This is a genomic window from Ferrovibrio sp., assembly GCF_965278975.1.
Lineage (GTDB): Bacteria > Pseudomonadota > Alphaproteobacteria > Ferrovibrionales > Ferrovibrionaceae > Ferrovibrio.
The window spans coordinates 148,347-172,185 of the sequence record NZ_OZ257126.1 but is presented as its reverse complement, the minus strand read 5'-3'; the positions used below and the strand labels follow the sequence as shown (position 1 = coordinate 172,185).

General features: G+C 63.1%; 15 protein-coding genes. 8 read left to right on the top strand and 7 right to left on the bottom strand.

What is annotated here, in order from left to right; all coding sequences use genetic code 11:
- Positions 1–27 precede the first annotated feature (27 nt).
- Entirely contained in the window at positions 28–1,098 is a 1,071-nt protein-coding gene (locus ACQY7X_RS00805; RefSeq protein ID WP_428247938.1) for a PAS domain-containing protein, read from the bottom strand.
- Between the two features lie 261 nt (positions 1,099–1,359).
- Here ACQY7X_RS00805 and ACQY7X_RS00800 point away from each other — a divergent pair, with 261 nt between their 5' ends.
- Positions 1,360–2,367 carry a radical SAM/SPASM domain-containing protein gene (locus tag ACQY7X_RS00800; protein ID WP_428247937.1) on the top strand — a complete coding sequence of 336 codons (1,008 nt, stop codon included), beginning with the start codon at positions 1,360–1,362 and terminating at the stop codon, positions 2,365–2,367.
- 21 nt (positions 2,368–2,388) lie between these two features.
- On the opposite strand, the gene ACQY7X_RS00795 is transcribed toward ACQY7X_RS00800, so the two are convergent.
- A complete protein-coding gene (locus ACQY7X_RS00795) occupies positions 2,389–3,045 on the bottom strand; it encodes a glutathione S-transferase family protein (protein WP_428247936.1) in 657 nt (218 codons plus the stop codon).
- A 243-nt stretch (positions 3,046–3,288) separates the two neighbouring features.
- Between ACQY7X_RS00795 and ACQY7X_RS00790 the strand changes: the two genes are divergently transcribed.
- Positions 3,289–4,506, top strand: coding sequence for a polyhydroxyalkanoate depolymerase (locus tag ACQY7X_RS00790; protein ID WP_428247935.1), 1,218 nt, complete (start codon positions 3,289–3,291; stop codon positions 4,504–4,506).
- Positions 4,507–4,519: 13 nt separating this feature from the next.
- Here the strand turns inward: ACQY7X_RS00790 and ACQY7X_RS00785 are convergent, their stop codons facing one another.
- Positions 4,520–4,927 (bottom strand): response regulator, encoded by a 408-nt coding sequence (locus ACQY7X_RS00785; protein WP_428247934.1) that lies wholly within the window; start codon positions 4,925–4,927, stop codon positions 4,520–4,522.
- Between the two features lie 18 nt (positions 4,928–4,945).
- Complete coding sequence (locus tag ACQY7X_RS00780) at positions 4,946–8,077, bottom strand: ATP-binding protein (RefSeq protein ID WP_428247933.1); 3,132 nt, start codon at positions 8,075–8,077, stop codon at positions 4,946–4,948.
- A gap of 380 nt (positions 8,078–8,457) precedes the next feature.
- On the opposite strand from ACQY7X_RS00780, the gene ACQY7X_RS00775 reads away from it, so the two are divergent.
- Complete coding sequence (locus ACQY7X_RS00775) at positions 8,458–16,020, top strand: beta strand repeat-containing protein (RefSeq protein ID WP_428247932.1); 7,563 nt, start codon at positions 8,458–8,460, stop codon at positions 16,018–16,020.
- On the opposite strand, the gene ACQY7X_RS00770 is transcribed toward ACQY7X_RS00775, so the two are convergent.
- Both ACQY7X_RS00770 and ACQY7X_RS00765 read right to left on the bottom strand, forming a co-directional pair.
- Complete coding sequence (locus ACQY7X_RS00770) at positions 16,017–17,480, bottom strand: alginate export family protein (RefSeq protein WP_428247931.1); 1,464 nt, start codon at positions 17,478–17,480, stop codon at positions 16,017–16,019. The two genes, ACQY7X_RS00775 and ACQY7X_RS00770, sit on opposite strands and share 4 nt — an antisense overlap.
- Positions 17,481–17,565: 85 nt before the next feature.
- Complete coding sequence (locus tag ACQY7X_RS00765; RefSeq protein ID WP_428247930.1) at positions 17,566–19,515, bottom strand: TonB-dependent receptor; 1,950 nt, start codon at positions 19,513–19,515, stop codon at positions 17,566–17,568.
- A gap of 145 nt (positions 19,516–19,660) precedes the next feature.
- Here ACQY7X_RS00765 and rph point away from each other — a divergent pair, with 145 nt between their 5' ends.
- From rph to ACQY7X_RS00740, 5 genes are read left to right on the top strand one after another with little or no spacing between them, the layout of a single operon-like run.
- Positions 19,661–20,377, top strand: a complete 717-nt coding sequence (rph, locus tag ACQY7X_RS00760; protein ID WP_428247929.1) for a ribonuclease PH — start codon at positions 19,661–19,663, stop codon at positions 20,375–20,377.
- A 5-nt stretch (positions 20,378–20,382) separates the two neighbouring features.
- Entirely contained in the window at positions 20,383–20,988 is a 606-nt protein-coding gene (gene rdgB, locus ACQY7X_RS00755) for an RdgB/HAM1 family non-canonical purine NTP pyrophosphatase (RefSeq protein WP_428247928.1), read from the top strand.
- Positions 20,972–22,174 carry a radical SAM family heme chaperone HemW gene (gene hemW / locus ACQY7X_RS00750; protein ID WP_428247927.1) on the top strand — a complete coding sequence of 401 codons (1,203 nt, stop codon included), beginning with the start codon at positions 20,972–20,974 and terminating at the stop codon, positions 22,172–22,174. The genes rdgB and hemW overlap by 17 nt, the downstream gene beginning before the upstream one ends.
- A gap of 10 nt (positions 22,175–22,184) precedes the next feature.
- On the top strand, positions 22,185–22,706 hold the full coding sequence (locus ACQY7X_RS00745; protein ID WP_428247926.1) for a L,D-transpeptidase family protein: 522 nt from the start codon (positions 22,185–22,187) through the stop codon (positions 22,704–22,706).
- A 36-nt stretch (positions 22,707–22,742) separates the two neighbouring features.
- Positions 22,743–23,291 (top strand): chlorite dismutase family protein, encoded by a 549-nt coding sequence (locus ACQY7X_RS00740; protein ID WP_428247925.1) that lies wholly within the window; start codon positions 22,743–22,745, stop codon positions 23,289–23,291.
- Positions 23,292–23,298: 7 nt separating this feature from the next.
- Here the strand turns inward: ACQY7X_RS00740 and ACQY7X_RS00735 are convergent, their stop codons facing one another.
- The gene (locus ACQY7X_RS00735; RefSeq protein WP_428247924.1) at positions 23,299–23,805 is read right to left on the bottom strand and encodes a hypothetical protein; all 507 of its coding nucleotides are present in this window, start codon (positions 23,803–23,805) and stop codon (positions 23,299–23,301) included.
- Between the last annotated feature and the right edge of the window lie 34 nt (positions 23,806–23,839).

Here is a 23,839-nt window from a genome sequence, read left to right as displayed (position 1 = left end):
ATCGTGCTATATTTTTTTGCAGATTTTTTAGTAGCCATCGCGGTCGAGGCGCGGCAGCAGCAGGGATTGCAGGATGCCACGGTCGAGCGAACTGCTTTTGATCGGCGTGGCGCTGGGTGGCAGATGGTGGGCTTCGCCTTCGGGCCAGACCTGCAGCACCATGACCTGCGACACGCTGCTGCCATCCGTGGTCAGCGGCAGCATCAGGCGCCGCGTGCGGCCATGCCCGCCATGGTCCCAGCGGAACGGGCTTTCGGAATAGACCGGCCCGGCAGTGTCGAAAACACGGCGGAACAGGCCACGGATATAGGCGGCATAATCGTCGCGCATCACGTCGTTGATGCGTTCGCCGGCAAAGTCGCGGCCAAACTTTTCCGCCATGTGCGAGCCGACCAGCCGGAAGCGCACGTCAAAAGGTTCGTGCAGCAATTCCGCGATCACCAGATGCGGCAGCAACCGGCGCGGCAGGTCGATGGGTGAAATATCGTCGCGATGCGGTGCGAAACGCGAACTGCGCTTCGAAGCCCAGTAGATCGCCACTTCCAGCAGCAGTGGATCATCATAGAATGGCAGGTCAGGCTCGAACAGCGCGCGCTGCGCCGCATTGCCGGTCTGGTATTGCAGCGTGCCGGCAATGAATTCCGCTAGGCCGTAGAGCGCCACCAGATCGCGCTCGCGCCATTGCCGCGGTGCGCTGGTCTGTTCGCAGCAGAGGATCGCCGCCGGATTGCCTTCGCGGTCATTGATCAGGAAATCAAGCAGCGAGTGGATATCGTTGTCGATGAAATAGCCCTGTGCAAAGCAGCGCGTTGCCGGATGCCTGCGGGCATCTTCGGCCGCGATGACGCGTTCGGTCAGGATGGCGTTGAGGTAATCGGCATGATGCTCGCGGCCGATTACCATGCCGGGCGGTGCATTCGGGGTACGGCGGTCGATCAGATGCTGGCAGGAGATGCTGCCATTGGGCTCGAAATACCAGATGCTGGCACGCGTCGCCTGCGTCGCATCCAGGGCATCACGGCACACGGCATTGAAGAGATTACGGAGGCCGGCTGCATTGACGGCATGTGCCACGGCCTGTCGCGATTGGTCGAACACTGACTATTCCTAACCCATCCTATTGCACTGGCCCTGTTGCACTGGCGCTGCTGCACGGGAACTTATACGACGGCGCAGCGGAAATTATGCGGCGCGTTCATGTTTAGCGGGTGTTGAGCCCGCGTTGGAGTCGAATTCTGTCCAAAAGAGACTAATTTTGATAGTAACTACAGTGTGTTACCGCAAATTTATCGGGCCGATACGGCTAGTATATACGAATTTTATTAGGGTCGAGGTGCCTACTCCAAGGAGCCTCGAATCATGGCACGCGCTGCCGCCAATCCATTTCCCGCGCCGCGCAAGCTGCGCCGATTGCAGATCGAAATCACCACCGGCTGCAATCTGAAATGCGCCGGCTGTCCGCGCACCGTGGCAATGCAGGCCGATGAATGGCACAACCGCCATATGCCGGTGCAGCGCTTCCGCGCCGTGATCCAGAATGCGCCGCTGGCCGATGTCGCCGTGTTGCAGGGCGTTGGCGAACCGACGATTCATCCCAAGCTGCCGCAGCTGCTGGATATCGCGCTGGAGAGCGGCAAGTTCGATCTGGTGAGCTTCAACACCAATGCCCTGGTGCGTGACATCGCCTATTACATGCGGCTGGCGCAGCGCGGCTTGCGCCATTTAAGCGTTTCAGTTGATGCGCTGGACCAGGAAGGGGCGGCCATCACCCGTGCCGGTACCGATGCCGAGAAACTCAAGAAGCAGCTCGTCGGTTTGCTGCGTCTGTTTCCCGGCCTCACTGTTTCAATCGTGCTGAGCCGGATGAATATGGGCCGGCTGGAAGGTCTGCTCGATTACCTGATCGGCATCGGCACCAAGGTGATCGAGGTGCAGCCGCTGGTCAGCTATGCCGCCAGCACCAACATGCTTGGTCTTGATCAGAGCGATATTGCGCGCGGGGTTGAGATTATCGAGCGCGCACGGCTGCGCGGTGCGCAGCAATGCATGATCGTGACCGCGCCTGGCATGCAGCCAAGCGGCAAACGCTGCCACCGGCCGCTCAATGCCGCTTACTGCACCGTGGAAGGGCTGCTCACGCCCTGCTGCGTCACCAACGATACGGCGTATTTCGACCGCACCAGCCTGGAGCATCAGAGTTTTACCTCCGCCTGGCAGAGCCAGGGCGTGGCGCAATGGATGGAGGAATTCCGCCAGCGCGAACCTGAAATGTGCCAGGGCTGCGGCTACAATCCGCGTGGCTTCGAAGGCGATGGCGGCGCGATGAATGAATATGCCCGCAGCCCGCGCGATGCAGCGCCGGCCTGAGGTGGATCAAAATGGGCGGGATCAGAACTCGACGTCGAGTTCTTCCATCTCCGCCGGCTCAAGCTGCGCTTCGGCATTCCATTCGCGCATCGCCGGCAGGTCGAGGATCAGTTTCTTATACTCGGCGGTAATGCTGTCGAGCTTCACATCATAGGTCTCGAAGCGGGTGCAGACCGGCGCATACATCGCGTCGGCCAGCGTCGGCGTGGCGCCGAACAGGAACGGCCCGCCATAGGTTTCGAGACATTCGCGCCAGATCGCCAGGATGCGGTCGATATCGGCCTGGGCGCCGGCCCAGATCTTGAAGTTGGGATGCGTTGCCTTCAGGTTCATCGGCAGTGCGGCGCGCATGTTGGCGAAGCCGGAATGCATTTCACCGGCCACCGCGCGGCAATGCGCGCGCTGCGCCAGATCCTTCGGCAACAGCCCCGCCTTGGGTTTGATTTCATTCAGGTATTCGGCAATAGCCAGGGTATCCCACACCTTCACCTCGCCATCGGTGAGGCAGGGCACCAGGAAGGACGGCGACAGCAGCAGCAATTCGGCGCGGGAGGAGGGGTCGTCAGCGGAGAGCCGCACTTCTTCGAAATCCAGCTTCGCCATTTTGCACAGCAACCAACCGCGCAATGACCAGGACGAGTAGTTCTTGCTGCTGATGGTAAGCGTGGCCTTCGCCATGGCGTCATCCCTTGGTGCCGGCGGCCGGCTCCCCCTGAGGCAAAGGGGCCGCCCGTCCTGTGCGTGGTACGCGGCTGCATGTGCCGCCCTGCCGGCGGACCGGCCGGGCGATGCTGCTTTGCATTATTATCTCGCAGTGCAATAAAAAATGCACTAGCCTTTTATCGTCTCGGTTGGGATTGCGGCGCCGGAAACGCCCGATCCGGGTCCGGCATCGTCCAGCAGCATGGGTTTCCCGCCCGCATGATGTATTACGCCTATCAAGCCTACTCCGATCTGATGGAGCCGGTCCGCGCCGTTGCCCGTATGGCGCAAGGGGCTTTTAACGACCCGGCCAATCCGCTGCGCGACACCACCCTGTTCCGCCATATGGCGGCGGGTGCCGAGATGGTGACGCGCTCGACACTGACCCATCATCGCCCGCCCTATGGCATCGATAAGGTGAAGGTGGGCAACCGCGAAGTCGGCATAACCGAGCGCGCGGCCCTGGTCACGCCGTTCGGCACCCTGCTGAATTTCAAGAAAGACATTGATGTGGCGCAGCCCCGCGTGCTGGTGGTGGCGCCGCTATCGGGCCACTATGCCACGCTGCTGCGCGGCACGGTGGAAACCCTGCTGCCGGAACATGATGTCTACATCACGGATTGGCACAATGCCCGCGATGTCAGCCTGTCCGATGGCCGTTTCGGCTTCGATGAATATGTCGATCATGTGATCCGCTTCCTCGAACATCTTGGCCCCGGCGCCCATGTGGTTGCGGTGTGCCAGCCCTGCGTGCAGGTGCTCAGCGCCGTGGCTTTGATGGCGGAAGGCGGCAACAAAGCGCAACCGCGCACCATGACGCTGATGGCCGGCCCGATCGATTGCCGGGTCAACCCCACGGAAGTGAACAACCTGGCCACCGGCAAGCCGATCGAGTGGTTCGAGCGCAACCTGATCGACACGGTGCCGCAGCGCTTCAAGGGTGCCGGCCGCCGCGTCTACCCCGGCTTCGTGCAACTCACGGCTTTCATGTCGATGAACATGGATCGCCATGTGAAAGCACATGTGGAGCTTTACGAGAATATCGCCGCCGGCGAGTTGGAGAAGGCCGAGGCGACCAAGACCTTCTATGACGAATATTTCGCCGTGCTGGATTTGCCGGCGGAATTCTATATCGAGACCGTGCAGCGCGTGTTCCAGGAATACCATCTTGCCGAAGGCCGCCTGGTGGTGCATGGCCACAAGGTCAATCCCAAGGCCATCCGGCGCACTGCTTTGCTCACCGTCGAAGGCGAGAAGGACGATATCTGCTCAGTGGGGCAGACATTGGCCGCGCATGACCTCTGTACCGGCCTCAAGCCCTTCATGCGCAAGCATCACCTGCAGCCGGGCGTGGGCCATTACGGCGTGTTCAATGGCCGCCGCTGGAATACGCAGATTTATCCGCTTGTGCGCAACCTGATCCTGGCGCACGACTGATAGCGGCAGGGCGTCACAGGATGCCGCGCTGCTTCAACAGTGAATCGAGCCGCTGCTTCAGCAGTTGCAGCGATACCGGCTTCACCATATAGCCATCCACCTGCAGCTTCTTGGCGGTCAGCACGGTTTCCTGCTGCTTGTCGGCGGTGAGAAACACCACCGGCGTTTCCGCCAGGCTGGGATTGGCCATGCCGCGCAGCTTAGCCAGGAAGCCGAGGCCATCGAGCGGCTGCATATGCACATCGCAGAGCACCAGCAGCGGCCGTACCCGCACCAGTTCCTTGAAACCAGCCTCGCCATCGGCGGCTTCATGCAGCAGCCGGTAGCCGAGCTGGCGCAATAGCTGGCAGATGATCTGCCGCGTGTAATCCTCATCCTCCACTACCAGGATGCGGATCTTGTCGAGCGGAATACCGGCCATGTGTTTAACTGCCTTATCTCAATGCCGCATGATCTGCGGCAGGGTATCGTTCAATTCGCGCCAGGTATCGGGCATCAGTTCGGCCATCAGCGCGGCGGTATCGATGTCGTTGGCATCGCAGGCATCCTGCAGATCCGAGGCGAGGTTGCCGAGCCGGTTGGCGCCCATGGAGCGGCCGGAGCCTTTCAGCGCATGGGCGGCGAAGCGCACGGCATCCAGGTCGCCCTTGGCCATCGCCGCCGTCACCTCCTCGATGCGTTTGGCGGCATCGGCGACGAAGTTGCTCAAGAAGCCCTTGGCGGCATCGTCCAGGCTGCCGAACATTTCCGAAAGCGGGCCCGGATCGAAGATATCAGGATCCCAATCGAAGCTGCTGCTGGCAGCGGCCGCCGGCACCGCAGCGGCAGGTGGCGGCGCTTTGCTTGCCGGCACGCGCAGCGCCAGTGCTTGCGGCAGCCACTTGGTCAGCATCTCGCCCAGGGCGCGGCTGTTGATCGGCTTGGTCAGGTAGCCATCCATGCCGGCATCCAGGCATTGCTGCTCGGTGCCGGTAAGGGCATCGGCGGTCAGCGCCACGATCGGCAGCCGTGGCCCTTCCGGCGTTTCGGCACCACGGATCGCGGCAGTGAGTTCGAAACCGTCCATCTCGGGCATGTGGAAGTCTGTGAGCAACAGGCCGTAGCCGATGTTGTTCTGGTACATTTCCAGTGCTTTGGCGCCGTTGTCGCCGATCTCGCAGGCGAAGCCCATGCGGCTCAGCATCTGACGGATCACCACCTGATTGGTCAGGTTGTCCTCCGCCACCAGCACCAGCGCATTGCCGGCGCGCGCGGTTTCGATATCCGGCGGTGCCCAGGCCATGTCCTCGCGGAAGGCGCTTTCCGCCTCGTCGCCCGATACCAGATCGAGCGCCAGCGCGGCGGCGCGCCACAGGCCGTGGCGGTTCAGCGGATAGGTCAGTGCCAGGCGGAAATGCGCGCGGGCAGCCGCATCCAGGGTGGAGACCAGGCTGCGTGGCGCCACCAGGGCATAGCGCGCCGAACTCTCCACCGATGCCGGCAAGTCGAGTACATCTCCGCCGGGGCTGCGCGCATCCACCAATACCAGGTCGATATCGCCGGTGGCGAGCCGCTGGCGTGCCGTCGGCACGGTCGCCTGCATCTCGATCTGGCTGATCCCGGCGCCGCGCAGATACTGCGCCGCCAGCGCCGATTGCTGCGCCGGCAGGCCCACCAGCAGCACACGGCAGGACGCGATATCCTGTTTCGGCCGCAGCATTGCGGCATCCTGCTCCGATGCCAGCGGCAATTCGAACCAGAAGGTCGAGCCCTGGCCGGCAATGCTGGTGGCGCCGATGCGGCCGCCCATCAATTCACAGAGGCGATGGCAAATGGAAAGGCCGAGGCCGGTGCCGCCGTATTTGCGTGCTGTGGAAGTATCCGCCTGGCTGAAAGGCTGGAACAGCTTGGCCTGCTGTTCTTCGGTGAGGCCGATGCCGCTGTCGATGATCTCGAAGCGCAGCCAGCCCGGCTCTGCCAGCGGCCGGATGCGCAGGGTGACGCTGCCTTCATGGGTGAATTTCACCGCGTTACCGCCGAGATTGAGCAGCACCTGGCGCAGGCGGGTAGGGTCACCGAGCCGTTTGTCCGCCAGCGTCGGATCGATATCGACCAGCAGCTCCAGCATCTTGTCATCGGCGCGCGGTGCCAGCAATTCGCCGACGCCATCGGCCAGATCGCCGAGGCTGAAAGGCACGCTTTCGATATCCAGCTTGCCGGCTTCGATCTTGGAGAAATCCAGGATGTCGTTGATCACGGTGAGCAGAGCCTGTGCCGACTCCCGGATCACCTTCGACATGCGGCGCTGCTCGCCATCCATCGGCGTCAGTTCCAGCATTTCCGCCATGCTCATCACGCCATTCATCGGTGTGCGGATCTCATGGCTCATCGTGGCAAGGAAGTTCGATTTGGCGCGGGTGGCTTCCTCGGCGACGATGCGGGCGCCGCGCGACTCCTCCTCGGCCTTGGCCAGCGCCAAGGATTTCTCGCGCAGCTTGATGGTATAGAAGGCGCCGATGGAGAACAGCACCAGGCCGGCGAAAGCCATCAGCAGGTTGCGCCGCAGGCGCTGCTCGGCATCCCTGAGCACGGCCTTCTCGGGCAGGCCGACATAGGTATAGAACGGTGCGCTGGAGATGTCGGAGCGGCTGGAGGCGCCGACCAGCAGGCCGCGCGGTGTGTTGAGAACGCGCGACACGCCATCCTCGCGCAAAGCCTCGTAGAGCGCCGAGGCATCCGGATCGCCAAGGTCGCCGACGCCACCGGAGCGCGACGTGTTCTCGGCGCGGAAGCGGCGCATCAGCGCCGAATGACCCAGCACCTCGCCTTCGCCAGTGGCGATGAACACCGTGCCGCCGATGCGGCGCGATTCCGCATCGACAATGCGCGATACCTCGCCAAGCTCGATATCGACACCGATCACCGCCCGCAGCACCCCGCCGGCATCGAATACCGGCACGGCATAGGTGATGCCCAGCGTGGCAGCGGTGGCGAAAGTGTAGGGCTTGGTCCAGATATCGCGGCCGGCGCGTTCGGCGCCGATATACCAGGGGCGCTGGCGCGGATCATAGGGCGGCGCTTCCATATCCGAACGCAGGAAGCCGGAGCCATCCTTGCTCGGCATAAGGAATTCATTGCGCACGATCTCGCCGGTGACCGGATCGCGCACCAGTTCACGCATCAGGATGGCGCGCTTGCCGGTGATGTCGAAGCCGATGCGGGCGGAATCCTGCCAGGAGAAGGCCTGCACGGCATGGAACGAGCCATCGGGCAGGCCGACATAGACGCCGTTGAGGAAGACATTGCGCTGCATCAGCGCATTGGCCATGGGCTGGAACAGCGCCAGGAAGGCTTCGCGGTTCGGCACCTCGCGAGCCAGGTCGCGGATGAAGCTGGTGGTGATCAGCAGGCCATCGAAACGGCGGTCGGTCTGCTGCTTGATGGTCTCGGCATATTCCTCGGCGCTGGAAAGGCCGTCACTCAGCAATGCATCGCGCTGCTCTTGGTAGAGCTGCAGCAGGCCATACACCGCGCCGGCGAAAATGACGCAGAAACCCAGCACCAGCTTGATCAGCCCGGTATAGCGGCCCAATGTGCATACCTAAGAGTAGAATGACCTTTGCATTATGATACCGTTGATTTCCCCGTCAGGGAAAAACAAATGTCGGAAAATTCACAATAAATTTGCTAGGCAGGATTTGCCGACTGCCCGGCGAAAGCTGCCGCCTTGGGTTGCAACTCTGACATTGCCGGTTAGGCGGTTTCATGGTTAACTGCTGCACAGGCGAGCGGAATGAAGTCGAAAAATCGGCGGAAATCCGTATATGCGATAAAGCCGCCTGGGCCCGACAGTAGGTCGTTGGCCGTACCGTTGCGTGCTGGCACGAGGTTTGCGCTTATCCCTGTGGACTTGTCCCCTGAGGATAACGATGCCCGTGATCCAACGGCGTCTCAGAAGGAGAGGATTGCACAGTGCCAGTGGTGGTCAATCTCGGTGACGGTGGCAACACCCAGACCTATGGCAAGGTTGATATCCTTGTCAGCGGGTCGGGCGCGGATGCCATTACGATCACCAGCCCCGCCGCTTCGGCCAATATCAATCTGGGCGGCGGCAGTGACAGCCTGACGCTGCTGGGCGCCAGCAACAGCGCTACGGTCGGCAATGTCGAGACCCTGACCGGTGGCAGCGGCGCGGATACCATCACGCTCGGCGCACCGCTTTGGGGCGGCCAGATCGACCTCGGCGGCGGCAATGACACGCTGCGGCTGGCCCATGGCTCCAATACCCTGAACCTGCTCAATATCGAGACCGTGATCGGCGGCACCGGCGCCGACAACATCACACTTGGCAATGCCGTCACGAAGGGCAGTTTCAATCTTGGCGACGGCGCCGACAAATTGCAGCTTGCCAATGGCGGCAACACCATCAGCGTTGCCGGCATCGAAACCCTGACCGGCGGCAGTGGCGCCGATATCGTCACCGCCACCGGCGCGCTGCCCAATGCGCAGATCGATCTCGGCAGCGGCAACGACAGTTTCACGCTTGGCACCGGCGTCAACAACGTCACGCTCACGAATGTTGAAACCATCACCGGCGTTGGCGGTGCCGACACGGTGACGCTGAATACAGATCTCAATGGCGGCAGGATCGATCTCGGCAGCGGCAATGACAGCCTGAAGCTGACCAATGGCGGCAATAACGGCACGGTGCTGAATGTCGAAACCCTGACCGGCGGCAATGGTGCCGATCTGATCACGGTTGGCGGCAAGGGCAGTGTCGATCTCGGCCTCGGCAACGACAAGGTCACCATAGCTGATACCGGCGGCAGTTTCACGCTGAGCAATGTCGAATCAGTTCAGGGCGGCGCGGGTACCGATAAGCTGACATTCACTACCTCGCTCACCACCTCCAGCGCCGTCGATCTCGGCGCCGGCAATGACAGCATCGCCCTGGCGAATACCGGGAATACCGTGGTGATCAGCAATGCCGAAACCATCATTGGCGGCAGCGGCGGCGATATCATCACGCTGGGCAACACGGTTGCCAAGGGCAATGTCGATCTTGGCGGCGGCAGTGACAGCCTGAAATTGGCCGATGGCGGCAATACCATCACGGTGGCGAATGTTGAAAGCATCACCGGCGGCTCTGGCGCCGATGTGGTGACGGTTTCCACACCGGTGGTGAATTCCAAGCTGGACCTCGGCGGCGGCAACGACCAGATCAAGCTGGCAGCCGGCACCAATACGGTGACGCTGGCCAATGTCGAAACCATCACCGGCGGCACCGGTGCTGATACGGTAACGCTGTCCACCGAACTGAATGGCGGCAAGGTCGATCTCGGCGGCGGCAACGATACGCTGAAACTGGCCGATGGCGGCAACAGCGCCACGATCAGCAATGTCGAGACCATTACCGGCGGCTCCGGCGCCGACGTGATCACCGTCAGCGGCAAGGCCAGCATCGATCTCGGCGGCGGCAGCGATACCGTCACGCTCACGGCGGCTTCAACCGTCACGCTTGCCAATGTCGAAAGCATCACCGGATCGTCCGGCGCTGATAGCGTTACGCTCTCCGGCACGCTTGGCGCCGGCTCCAGCGTTGATCTCGGTGCCGGCGTTGACAAGCTGGTACTGGCCAATAGCGCGAATACCGCCACGATCAGCAATGTAGAGAACATCACCAGCGGTATCGGCAATGACACGATAACGCTGGGCCAGACGCTTTCCAAAGGCACGATTGATCTTGGTGCCGGCAACGACAAGCTGATCCTGGCCGATGGCGTGAACAGCATCGGCGTCAGCAATGTCGAGACCCTGGTCGGCGGCAGCGGCGCCGATACGGTGGCGATTTCCAGCAAGCTCACCAATGCCAGCATCGATCTGGGCGGCGGTGCTGACAAGCTGACCTTGGCCGGCGCCGGCAACAGCGCCAGCATCGGCAATGTCGAGACCCTGGTCGGCAGCAGCAGCAACGACACCATCACGATCGCCACCGGACTGACCAATGCCTCGATTGACCTTGGCGCCGGGGTTGACAGCCTGAAGCTGGCCGATGGCGGCAACAGCGCCACGGTGGCGAACGCGGAAAGCATTTCCGGTGGCAGCGGCAACGACCTGATCACGCTCTCTGCCGCGGCCAAGGCCAACATTGATCTGGGCGGCGGCAATGATGCGCTCAAGCTCGCCAATGCGGTCAACAGTGTCACCGTTACCTCGATCGAGACGCTGACTGGCGGCACCGCCAACGATTCCGTGGTTATCACCTCGGCGCTGGCCTCCAGCGCGGTGATCGATCTTGGCGGCGGCCTCGACAAGCTGACCCTGCAGAATGGCGGCACGCTCACGGTAACTGGTGTTGAGACGCTGATTACCGGCTCGACCAATGACAGCATCACGCTCGCCAATGCCCTGGCCAAGGGCAATATCGATCTGGGCGATGGCCAGGACAGCCTGACCCTGGCTGCCGGCGAAAACACCCTGCAACTGACCGGCATCGAAACCGTCACCGGCAACAGCGGCGCCGACAGCATCACCTTCACCACTCAAGCTACCGCGACACTGGATCTCGGCGCCGGCAATGACAAACTGGCGCTTGGCAAGGGCAACAATGCGGTAACGCTTACCGGCGTCGAAAGCGTCACCGGCAATGCCGGCTTTGACACCGTGACGTTGCTCGACACCGTGGCCAGCCGCATTGATCTGGGCGGCGGCAATGACAAGCTGATCCTGGCGAATGGCAATAACAGCATCACCATTGCTGGCGTCGAAAGCCTGATCGGCGGCAGTGGCGACGATACCATCAGCGTCACCGGCGGCATCACCGGTGCCACCTATGATTTCGGCGCCGGCAGCGACAAGCTGATCCTTGGCCTGGGTGTCAATACCGTCACGGTCACCAACGTCGAATCGATCCAGGGCGGCAATGCCAACGATACGATCACGCTGGGCAATGCCGTCACCGGCCTCACCATCGATCTTGCCAATGGCAATGACAGCCTGAAGCTGGCCCATGGCGGCAACAGCCTGACAGTCAGCAATGTGGAGACCATCACCGGCGGCACCGGTGCCGATCTGATCACCCTGGCAACCACGCTGGCGCGTGGCAGCATCGAACTGGGCGCCGGCGCCGACAAATTGCAGCTTGCCGATGGCGGGCCGCAGAATGTCACTGTCGGCAATGCGGAGACGGTGATCGGCGGCAGCGGCAATGACAGTATCGTGTTCACCACCGGGGTGAGCGGCCTGGTCGATCTTGGCGCCGGCAATGACAAGCTGACACTCGGCAGCGGCGGCAACACGCTGACGCTCAACAATATCGAGACCATCATCGGCGGTGCTGGCGCCGATATCATCACGCTCGGCGCCGCCCTCAGCGCGGCCACGATCGATCTCGGCATCGGCAACGACAAGCTGGTGCTGGCCAATGGCACCAACAACATCACGCTGGCCGGTGTTGAAACCCTGATTGCCGGCAGCGGCGACGATACGGTCACGCTGGTCAATGCGGTTGGCACTGCCGGCAGCTTCGATTTCGGCGCCGGCAACGACAAGCTGATCCTGGCGGCCGGGCTGAACACCGTCACCCTCAGCAACATCGAAACCATCATCGGCAATAGCGGCGCCGACAGCGTTACCCTGACCACTACCTTGAGCGGCAGCGTCGACCTTGGCGCCGGCAATGACAGCCTGGCTCTGGCCAATGGCGGCAATACGCTGACCCTGAGCAATATCGAAACCATTACCGGTGGCAGCGGTGCCGACCTGATCACGCTCACCGGCGGCATTGCCAAAGGCAGCATCAGCCTGGGTGCCGGCAGCGACAGCCTGACGCTGGGTGCCGGGGCCAACACCATCACGGTGAGCGGTGTCGAAACCCTGATCGGCAATACCGGCGCCGATGTCATCACCCTGCTGGAAGCCCTGAACGGCAGCATTGATCTTGGCGATGGCAACGACAAGCTGACGCTGGGCGCGGGCAACAACACCCTGACGCTGAGCAATATCGAGACCGTGATCGGCAATAGCGGCGTCGACAACGTGACGCTCAATACCGCCGGCACCAAGATGTATGTCGAGCTTGGCACCGGCGGTGACAAGCTGACCCTGGCCGATGGCGGCAACACCATCACGGTCGGCAATGTCGAAACCATCACCGGTGGCTCGGGTGCCGATATCGTCACCCTGCAGGCGGCCCTGGTCACGGGCGGCAAGATCGACCTCGGCGCCGGCAATGACAAGCTGGTGCTGGCGAACGGCATCAATACGCTGACCTTGGGCAATATCGAGACCATTACGGGCGGTACCGGCGCCGATGCGATCACGCTGACCAATGCGGTTACCGGCATCGAAATCAACCTGGGCACCGGCAACGACAGCCTGGCTCTGGCCAATGGCGGCAATAGCCTGACCATGGCTGGCGTCGAGACCGTGACCAGCGGCAGCGGCAATGACATCATTGCCTTCACGGCGGCGATCCCGAAGGGCAGTGTCGATCTCGGGGGCGGCAGCGACAGCCTGACACTGGCTGCCGGCACCAATACCCTGACGCTTGCCAATATCGAGACCGTTACCGGCAATAGCGGTGCGGACAGTCTCACTTTCACTACCACGCTGAATGGCGGCCATGTCGAAACCGGTGCCGGCAACGACAAGGTGACGCTGGCCGATGGCGGCAACACGGTGACCGTGGGCAATGCCGAAACCATTCTCGGCGGCGTCGGCAGCGATTATGTAACGCTGTCGGTGGCGCAGGGCACGCTGCAACTCAACATGGGCAGTGGTGCCGACAAGATCGTGCTGGCCGATGGCACCAACAACGCCACGATCGGCGACACCGAGACCATCATCGGCGGCACTGGTGCCGATACGATCAAGCTGTCCACCACCATGACCGGCCAGATCGACCTGGGGGCCGGCAACGACAAACTGACCCTGGCGAATGGCGACAACACGCTGACGCTGACCGGCGTCGAGACCGTGGTTGGCGGCACCGGCACCGACGATGTCAGGCTGACCGATGCCGTGACCAATGGCAGCTATGCGCTCGGCACCGGCGTCGATACGCTGACGCTGGCAAACGGCACCAATGTCATCACCATCAGTGGTGTTGAAAGCCTGTTCGCCGGCAGCGGCAGCGATACGGTGACCCTGGGGTCTGGTGGCAACACCATTACCTTGAGCAATGTCGAAACCCTGATCGGTGGCAGTGGCGCCGATATCGTCACCCTGTCGAATACTTATGGCGGCGAAATCGATCTGGGTGCCGGTGCCGACAAACTCACTCTGGCCGATGGCGGCAACAGCATCACGCTCAGCAATGTGGAATCGGTGATCGGCGGCAGCGGTGCCGACGTGATCACCCTGGATACCACGCTGTCATCTGGCAATTTCGATCTCAATGGCGGCAATGACCGGCTCTATCTCGCCGATGGCGGCAACACGCTGACGGTCACCGATGTGGAAACCCTGGTCGGCGGCAGCGGCAGTGACAAGGTGACGCTCACCAGCGTGCTGGGTACTGGCGCGCTGATTGACCTGGGCGATGGCGATGACAGCCTCACCCTGACCGGCAGCGGCAATATCGTCACCCTGACCAATGTTGAAACCATTATTGCCAGTGCCGGCACCGATGACGTGACGCTCGCCACCACGGTGGATAACGGCAATATCTCGCTCGGCGCGGGCAGCGACAAACTGAAATTCGCCGATGGCGGCAATACCGCCACGGTCAATTATGTCGAGACGATTGTCGGCGGCGATGGCATCGATTTGATCACGCTGGGCACCGCGCCCGCCAGCGGCTTTGTCGATCTGGGTGATGGCGATGACAAGCTGGTGCTTACCGCCACCAGCAACACCTTGCTGATCGCCAATATCGAAACCCTGATCGGCGGCAGCGGCGCGGATATCATCACGCTCTCTGGCTCGCTGGCCGCGAATACCCTGATCGATCTCGGCGCCGGTTCCGACAGCCTGACGCTCGCCGATGAAATCAACGACATCACGCTCAGCAACATTGAATCGATCCAGGGCGGTGCGCTGGCCGATACGGTGACGCTGGGCGGCACCATGAGCAATGCCAGCATCGATCTGGGTGCCGGCGGCGACGTGCTGGTGCTGGCCGATGGCGGCAACAGCCTCACGGTGTCGAATGTCGAAACCCTGACCGGCGGCAGTGGCAGTGACAGCGTTACCATTGCTGGTGCCCTGGTTGATGCACAGATTGATCTCGGTGCCGGCAGCGATACCCTGACCCTTTCCGCCGCTGGTGGCAGCGCCACCATCGCTAATGTGGAAGTGCTGATCGGCGGCGGCGGCGATGACAGCATCACGCTGCTCAGCGGCCTTACCGCTGCCAGCCTCGATCTTGCCGGCGGCAGCGACAGCCTGACCCTGGCCGATGGTGGCAACACGCTGACGGCCAGCAATATCGAAACCCTGGTCGGCGGCAGCGGCAGCGATATCGTCACGCTGGGGGCTGGCGGCAATACAATCGTGGTCGATGGCATCGAGACGCTGATCGGCGGCGCGGGTGCGGACAATGTCACCCTGGCCGATGGTGGCGTCACGCTGACAGTATCCGGTGTCGAGACGCTGAATGGCGGCAGTGGCGCCGATAGTGTCACGCTTGCCGATGGCGGCAATGCCATCACCATGAGCGGCATCGAAACCCTGATCGGCGGCAGCGGCAACGATGCCGTCACCTTCATCCAGGCCGTGGAGCCGGGGGCGGTGCTCGATCTTGGCGCCGGCAATGACAGCCTGAAGCTGGCCAATGGCGGCAACGAGCTGACGGTCAGCAATATCGAGACGGTGACCGGCGGCACCGGCGCCGACAGCCTGACGCTCAGCAACACGGGCGGCAGCATCACGGTCAGCAGCATCGAGACGCTGACCGGCGGCAGCGGTGCCGATAATGTGACGCTGACCACGGCCTTCACCGGCGACAGCATCGATCTTGGCTCCGGCCTCGACACGCTTACGCTCGCCAATGGCACCAACACTATTACCGTATCCGGCGCCGAGACGGTGAATGGTGGCACCGGGGCAGACAATATCACGCTCGGCGGCAGCCAGGCTGGTTTCGTCTTTGGCGGTGGCGGCAACGATACCATTGTCGGCAGCGTTGGCGCCGACACGCTGATGGGCGGCAGCGGCACCAATACACTGACCGGCGGCGCCGGCAATGACCGCTTTGTGTTCGACAGCACCAGCGGCACCACCACGGTGCTGGACATGGGCAGCGGCGACAAGATCGCCTTCGATACCAACAACAACAGCACACTGACCGGCAATGCCTTCGTGCTGGCCGATCAGCTGGTCGATAACGTCAATATCAAGATGGTGGCCGATGCGGTGGCCCGCGCCGCGACGCAGCTCGGCGAGGGCGGCTTCGTCTATCAGCAGGATACCGGCCAGCTTTATTACGAGGCCAATGGCGACTTCTTCGGCGGCAGTTCGGTGCTGATCGGCAAGGTCACCACCGATGGCAGCACGCCCTGGACCTACGATTTCAGCGTCTTCCGCGAACTCTAGAAGCTGTAGCCGATGACGAATTGGCCGAGCCAGATGGTGCGGTCCACGGCTTCGCCATTGCCGGCATTGTTGGCGGTTGCCGATTGCTTCTGGCCGTCGCCCGGCTTGCCCATGCCGCCGACAAGCGTGAGATTCAGGCCCTTCACCGGCGTTTCCCACTGGCTGTAGACATTCACTTCATCCATCAGGCGGCGCGAACGGGCGCCATTCGGCACGGCATCGAAGTCATGCCGGTAATAGATGGCGCCGAGGCTTAAGGATTCGTCGGGCTGTAATTTGAGATGCAGCATCTGGCTGCGCAGGTTGCTGTTGCCGCCGATATAGCGGGCGTAGATCTCGCCCTGATCCCAGGAGCCGAAGCCACGCGGGCCGCCGCCGCTATAGAGTGAATCCCAGGATTTGTCGGTGGCGTCGTTGGTATTGTCGTCGCCGCTGAAACGGGCGAAGCGATAGCTCAGGCGTGGCTGCCAGGGCAGGGTGCTGGCGGCGTATTGCGGTTCGACATACCAGGCTTTGGCGTTCACCTTGCGACCGGTCTTGCCGTTGTCCTGCATGGCATATTCGCCGTAAAGGCCGAAGCCATTGAACGTGTCGGATGGCACCAGGCCGGCGCGGAGCGCGTAGACATTCAGGCCGTCGCGGTTGGCGCCGCCGCCCGTTGCCGTGATGTCGGCGTCATAGATATGCAGGTAGGTGGCGCCGAGATACCAGGCGCGTTCCTCGTATTCGCTGCGGCCATGATCCAGGTGTGCCGAGCCGAACCATTCGATATTGGCGCCGTAAAGCTGGGTGCCGGGCGAATCATTGCCCTGCATGCGCTTCTGATCCACACGGCCGGCGAGGTGGAAGAAATCGGCGCGCACCGGATCGGTATTGAGCTTGAGGATCGCCGTGCGCTCGAAGGCGCCGCGCGGCCCCATCACATAGGCGCCACGGCGCCAGCCTTCGGCGGTGCCGTCCACGATCAGGAAGCCATCGCCGATGCTGAAACCCTGGTTGCCGATGGAAAAATCCACCGCGTCTTCGCCCAGCGAGGCGAAAGTGGCGCCCGAGCGCCAGCCGATGAAGGCGTCTTCGAGGGCGAGAAAATCCGGCTGCCGTGCCGTGCCTGCCGTGGCCTGGGCCTCGCCATTGCCGCGCGTGAAGCTGCCGATGGCGGAAAGACCGGCATAGGCAGTGCCATCCCCCACGGGCTGTTCGATGCCGAGGCCGGGCTTCACAAAGCCCTCGAACCAGTTGCGTTTGCCGGCACGCTCGCCGTTCGGGCTGTTGGAAGCCCCGCCGAATTGCGGATTGGTGACGCTGAAGCCGCCGAAGCCGGCATCGAACGTGAAGTTCAGCGTGGCGCTGCCAAGCTCGGTGCTCACGCCTTTCTTCTCATGGTCGTCCCCGGCGCGGGCGAGCATGGCAGGCAGGCAGAATACGGTAGCGAGAAGAAGCGCAGAGCGGGGCAGCGGCATGGGGCGATCCAGGTCGATAGACCACCAGATTGCCCGGGATTCGCCGGCAGTGTAAAGCCACCACCCCTTTCTTGCCGTTGCCGGGTCAGAAGGTCATGGCCAGCCCTAAGGTGATCTCGCGGCCCCGGATAGGCGCCTCCTCCTTCAATAACGACACGTGGTTGCGGCCCAGCCGATCCGTCAGGTTGTTGCCTTTCAGTTGCAGTTCGATGGCGCGGTTATTCTCGAAGGGGCGCAGCGTGAAGGCGGTGTTAAGCAAGGTATAGCCGCTGGTTTCAGTCTCATTGGCGCCGGTGCGCTGCTGCGCCAGGCGGCCCAACACTTCGATGCGGAAGCCGATCATGTCGCTATCGGCATTGAAGCCTGTCCGGTAGCCAAGCGGCGGGATCAGCGGCAGTGGCCGGCCATTGCCGCGATCCTGGGCCCGCACATAGTCGAAGCCGCCATCCAGGCTGAGGCCGAAGCCGGCAACCTGCATGAAGCGCCAGGTTGCCTCGATTTCCACGCCACGGAAATCGGCATCGGTCTGGCTGTAGAGCAGTTCGTCCAGGCCGGCCTGCTGCGCGCCGGTGAAGGCACCATAAATGAAGTTGTTATAGCGCGTGGCGAATAGATTCAGGGCGCCGGTCACATCGCCCTGGTTCTTGCGCAACGACCATTCCGCATGCCAGGCGGTTTCCTTGCCCAGGCCGGTATTGCCGATCTCGAAAGAGCGTGTCGCCAGATGCGCACCGTTGGAGAACAATTCTTCCGCCGTTGGGCCGCGTTCGGTGCGCGATAGCGACAGGCCGGTGGAATAGGTCGGGTTGAAGCGGTAGATGCTGCCGATGGCGAGGCTGCCGCTGGTGAAGTCGCGCTGTTGCGCCTGGGAGGGCACATCCACGCTCTGGTATTCCAGGCGGCCGCCGAGCGAGAATTGCCAGGGGCCGGCCTCGAACCGCTCCAGCGCGAACAATGCGTGGCTGTCGGTGACATTCTGCGGCAGGTAGGCTTCCTCGCCCAGGGCCGTGAAGTCGCGCCGGTTGCTCTGCATGCCGACCACGCCCTCGATATTGCCGAGCTTGTGCAATGCTTCCAGCCGGCCTTCCCAGCTATCGTTGTTGAAACGCGTGGCGATCTCACCGGCCGGTTCGATTTCATCATGCTTGTAATCGGCATAGCCGAACTTGCCGCGCAGTTCGCTGACCAGGGGCAGCGGATCATAGAGGCCGAATTGCGCATCCAGCCGCGTTTGGCGCAGTGCGATATGGACCGGATCGGCGCCGGGCACGCCGTAATAGCTGTGGAACCGCGAGACCGCCATGCCGGCATAGCCGCTATTGCCGAACAGGCTGCCGCCCAGCGCGCCGTTGCGGCTACGCGCCGCGCTGTTGTCGACACGGCCATTGCCGGCGCGATAATCCTCGGCATTGCTGAAGCCGCCCTCGGCATGCAGCGCGATGTTCTCGCCCGCCGGGGTGGTGACACTGGCGAAGCTGTCATTGTCGCTGCGGCCGAGGCCCTGCCCGAGCCGCAGGCTGCCGCTGGCGCCATCCTTCGGCATTGCCTGCGGGATGCGGCCATCGATCACATTCACCACGCCGCCGATGGCCGAACTGCCATAGAGCAAAGTGGCCGGCCCTCGCAGCACCTCGATGCGCGTGGCGCTGCCCATCGGCGCCACCACGGCATGATCGGGGCTGACATTGGCGGCATCGAAGCTGTCCACGCCATTTTGCAGCACGCGGACGCGCGGACCGCCCTGGCCGCGGATGATCGGCCGGCTGGCGCCCGGTCCGAAAGCGGTGGCGGCGATGCCCGGCGTGTGATCCAGGGTCTCGCCCAAAGTGGCGGCGCGGCGCTGTTGCAGTTTTTGGCCTTCCAGCACGGTGCTGCCTTCGGGGATGTCGTCGGCCTGGCTGGGCAAGGGGGCACTGACCAGCACCGGCGGCAGCAGGGTCGGCGTCTCGGCGGGTTGTTCCTGGGCCGCCGCCGGCAGGGCGGCAAGGGCGAGGAGGGCTGAATAGGCTGGCAGCAATCGGCTCGGCTTGGGCATCGCGTCCTCATTAATGTTACTTTATAACATAACGTTATATTATAACATTGCGAGATGAGGCAAGTGCCTGGCCGGCCGGCTCTTGCCGCTGCCCATGGGCTCCACTAGAAGGGCTTATTGTCTTTCCCAGCCAAGGAGTTCGCCCATGCGCCCGAGCGGCCGCGCCCCCGATCAACTGCGCGCCATCCGGCTCGAACCCGGCTTCGCCAAATATGCTGAAGGCTCCTGCCTGGTGAAGTTCGGCGAGACCCATGTGCTTTGCGCCGCCACGGTGGAAGAGCGCGTGCCGCCCTTCCTGCGCAATACCGGCCGCGGCTGGGTGACGGCGGAATACGGCATGCTGCCGCGCTCCACCCATAGCCGCACCGAGCGCGAAGCCGCGAAGGGCAAGCAGTCTGGCCGCACGCAGGAAATCCAGCGCTTGGTGGGCCGCTCCTTGCGCGCCGTCACCAAGCTCGATGGTTTTGGCGAGCGCCAGATCCGCCTCGATTGCGATGTGCTGCAGGCCGATGGCGGCACCCGCACCGCCGCGATCACTGGCAGCTGGGTGGCGCTCTATTTCGCTTTCCAGAAGCTGGTGCAGTCCGGCGCCATCGCGTCGATCCCGCTCACCGGCCAGGTGGCGGCGGTAAGCTGCGGCCTGGTGCAGGGCCAGCCGGTGCTCGATGTCGATTATATCGAGGATAGCGGCGCCGAGGCCGATGCCAATTTCGTGCTCACCGATGCCGGCCATATCGTCGAGATCCAGGGCACGGCGGAGAAGGAAGCCTTCCCGGAGGATGTGTTCCTCGGCATGCTGCGGCTGGCCAAGAAGGGCGTCGGCGAACTGATCACGCTGCAGCGCCAGGCTATTGGAAAGTAACAGCGATGGCGCGGCGGTTTGACGGCGGCAAGCTGGTCATCGCCAGCCATAACAAGGGCAAGCTGCGCGAAATCGCAGCCTTGCTGGCACCGTTCAACGTCGATGCGGTTTCCGCCGGCGATCTCGGTTTGCCGGAACCGGAAGAGACCGGCAGCACTTTCGTTGCCAATGCCGAATTGAAGGCGCTGGCCTCGGCGCGTGGCGCCAACCTGCCGGCACTCGCCGATGATTCCGGCATGAGTGTCGATTGCCTGCATGGCGATCCCGGCATCTATTCGGCGCGCTGGGCCGGGCCGGAGAAGGATTTCCAGCTTGCCATGCGCAAGGTGTGGGACGCGGTGGAGAAGTCCGGTGCCAAGGGTGTGATTAGCGCGCAATTCGTCTGCGTGCTCACGTTGGCCTGGCCCGATGGCCACACGGAAAGCTTCTCCGGTATCCTGCCGGGGCAGCTTGTCTGGCCGCCGCGCGGCACCAAGGGCTTCGGTTATGATCCGATGTTCCTTGCCGATGGCCAGGATCTCAGCTTCGGCGAAATGGAGCCGGAGGCGAAGCACGCGATCAGCCATCGCGCGCTGGCCTTCCGCCAGCTCATCGATGCCTGTTTCGCCTGACAGCATCCCGCCACGCGGTTTCGGCCTTTATGTGCATTGGCCTTTCTGCGTCTCGAAATGCCCCTATTGTGATTTCAATTCCCATGTGCGCGAGCGTGTCGACGAGGCACGCTGGCGCGACGCGCTGCTGGCCGAACTGAACCATTACGCCGAGGCCGGCTATGGCCAGGGCGAGACGCTCACCTCGATCTTCTTCGGCGGCGGCACGCCATCGCTGATGGCGCCGGAAACCACGGCGGCGATCTTGCGCCGGGCGGAAAGCCTGTGGGGCTTCGCCGGTGATATCGAGATCACCCTGGAAGCCAATCCGAATTCGGCGGAAGCGGCGAAATTCGCTGGTTTCGCCGCCGCCGGGGTGAACCGCTTTTCCATCGGCGTGCAGAGTTTCGATGCGGGCGTGCTGAAATTCCTCAGCCGCGCCCATGATGCCGATGAGGCCCGCAAGGCGATCAAGGCCGCGCGTGCCGCCGTGCCGCGCTATTCCTTCGATCTGATCTATGCCCGGCCTGAACAGACCGCCGCCGCCTGGCGTGACGAATTGCGCGCCGCCCTCGATCTCGCTGGCGACCATCTCTCGCTCTACACCCTGACCATCGAGCCGAATACTGGCTTTGCCGGGGCGGTGGCGCGCGGCACCTTGCAGCCGATGCCTGCGGATGATCAGGCGGCGCTATACGATCTGACGCAGGAAATCATGGCCGAGGCCGGGCTGCCGGCTTACGAGATTTCCAATCATGCCAAGCCGGCATCGGGCGGAAAGCTGGGGGGGGAGAGCCGGCATAACCTGGTCTACTGGCGCTCCGGTGCTTATCTCGGCATCGGCCCCGGCGCCCATGGCCGGGTGCGTGATGCCGCCGGCACCTGGCTGGCAACGCAGACCCGGCGCAAGCCGGAAATCTGGCTGGAGCAGGTGGAAGCCCAGGGCCATGGCCGCGAAGCCATGACAGCGATCGACAACCGCGAGCGCGCCGAGGAAGCCCTGATGATGGGCCTGCGGCTGGCCGAAGGTGTACATGATGCCAATCTGCGCGTGGTCAGCGGTTTCGGGCTGGATGATCTGGTGCCGCGCCAGCGTTCGGCGCCGCTGGAACAGGCCGGGCTGCTCAAGCGCGACGAGGCTCGGCTGGTGGCGACCATCGAAGGCCGCGCCGTGCTGGATGGCCTGCTGGCCCGGCTACTGGTCTAGAGGTGCTCGCATGAGCGATATCATCGTGACACCGGATGCCGATGGCTGCGCTGGCTGGCTTGAGCATGGCGGCATCCGTATACGCTGCGCCCTCGGCAAAGGCGGCTGCAAGCCTGCATCTGAAAAGCGCGAAGGCGATGGTGCCACGCCTTTGGGGCGCTGGCCGCTGCGGCTGGTGTTCATCCGCCAGGACCGTGTGGCGCCGCCGCGCAGCGTGCTGCCGCTGGTGCCGCTGGATAGCGCCATGGGCTGGTGCGACGATCCCGCCGATCCGGCCTATAACCGGCCGGTGCGGCTGCCTTTCGCGGCCGGCCATGAGAAACTGTGGCGCGAGGATCATGTCTACGACCTGATCGTGGTGCTGGGGCATAATGATGATCCGCCGGTGCCGGGTCTGGGCAGCGCCACCTTCCTGCATGTGGCGCGCGACGGATATGCGCCCACCGAAGGCTGTGTCGCCGTGCGGCGCGAGGATCTGCTGACGCTGCTCGAACGCGTGAGCCTGGATGACGCGCTGGTGATCCGAAATTAGCTTGCTGCGCTGCAACGCGGCAGCTAGCATTTTCTCATGCCCCCTCCGCTTCCCGTCGCCTTCGTGGCTGGCGATACCGGCCCCTGGCGGATCGAAAAAATCGCCGCCTATATCGGCGATGGCTTGGCCCCCGCTGCCCGCCTGGCGGTGATTGAAGGCGCGGGCGCGATGTCCGTGGGCGCGGCCTGGAGCCTGCGCGGCGTCACCTCCAACACCCGCTATACCAGCCGGCCCGAACTGACGGCGCTTGGCGCCGTGCAGGAGGGACTGGGGCGCGTACAGGCAACGCGCGCGGCGCTGATCCCGATCCGCAAATCCGAAGCCTGGTGGAGTCTGGCACAGGATGAGCGCCGGGCGATCCTGGAGGAACAGTCCCGCCATATCGCCATCGGCCTGGAATACCTGCCGGCGGTGGCGCGGCGGCTGCATCATAGCCGCGACCTTGGCGAGCCGTTCGATTTCCTTACCTGGTTCGAATATGCGCCCGAACAGGCCGAGGCGTTCGAGGAACTGGTGCGCCGCCTGCGCCAGAGTGAGGAATGGCGCTATGTCGAGCGGGAAGTGGATATCCGCCTGAGCCGATAGCTCAAAATCAGGCCGGCAGCGGCGAGGTCGGGAATTTGCAGTCGACCCGGAAGCGTTCTTCGGCGGAATCGGTATCGGGTTCGACACCGATGATGATCAGGTCCTTGCGCGCGGCCACGCCCGGATTGAAGAAATTCAGGATCTGGAAAATCTGCGGCACTTTCGGCTCGGCGATCACGCTGGTGGCCAGCGAGACCATGCGGCAATCGGCGGCATAGACCACCTTGGTCAGATCGGCCTGGGTCGCCACTTCGTTGAAGAACAGGCCATGGGTACCCTGGCGCGCGGCATCGCGCACGCCTTCATTGGTAAGCTGCGCGCCATCGGCACGAAAAGGGCGTTTCATGCCCTGAAACAGGAACCAGCCGAGCATGGTGGCGCAGGCAGTCTTGCCGCCGCCAGGTGGGCCGGCAATGAAAACCACATGCGAATAACGCAGCCGCTGGGCCAGATGCTGCGCATCCGCCGGCATGAAGCCGAAATCCTCAAGCGACTTATATACGCGAGCAACCATGATCCCCAAGCCCAAGCACTGAATATACGCGTCC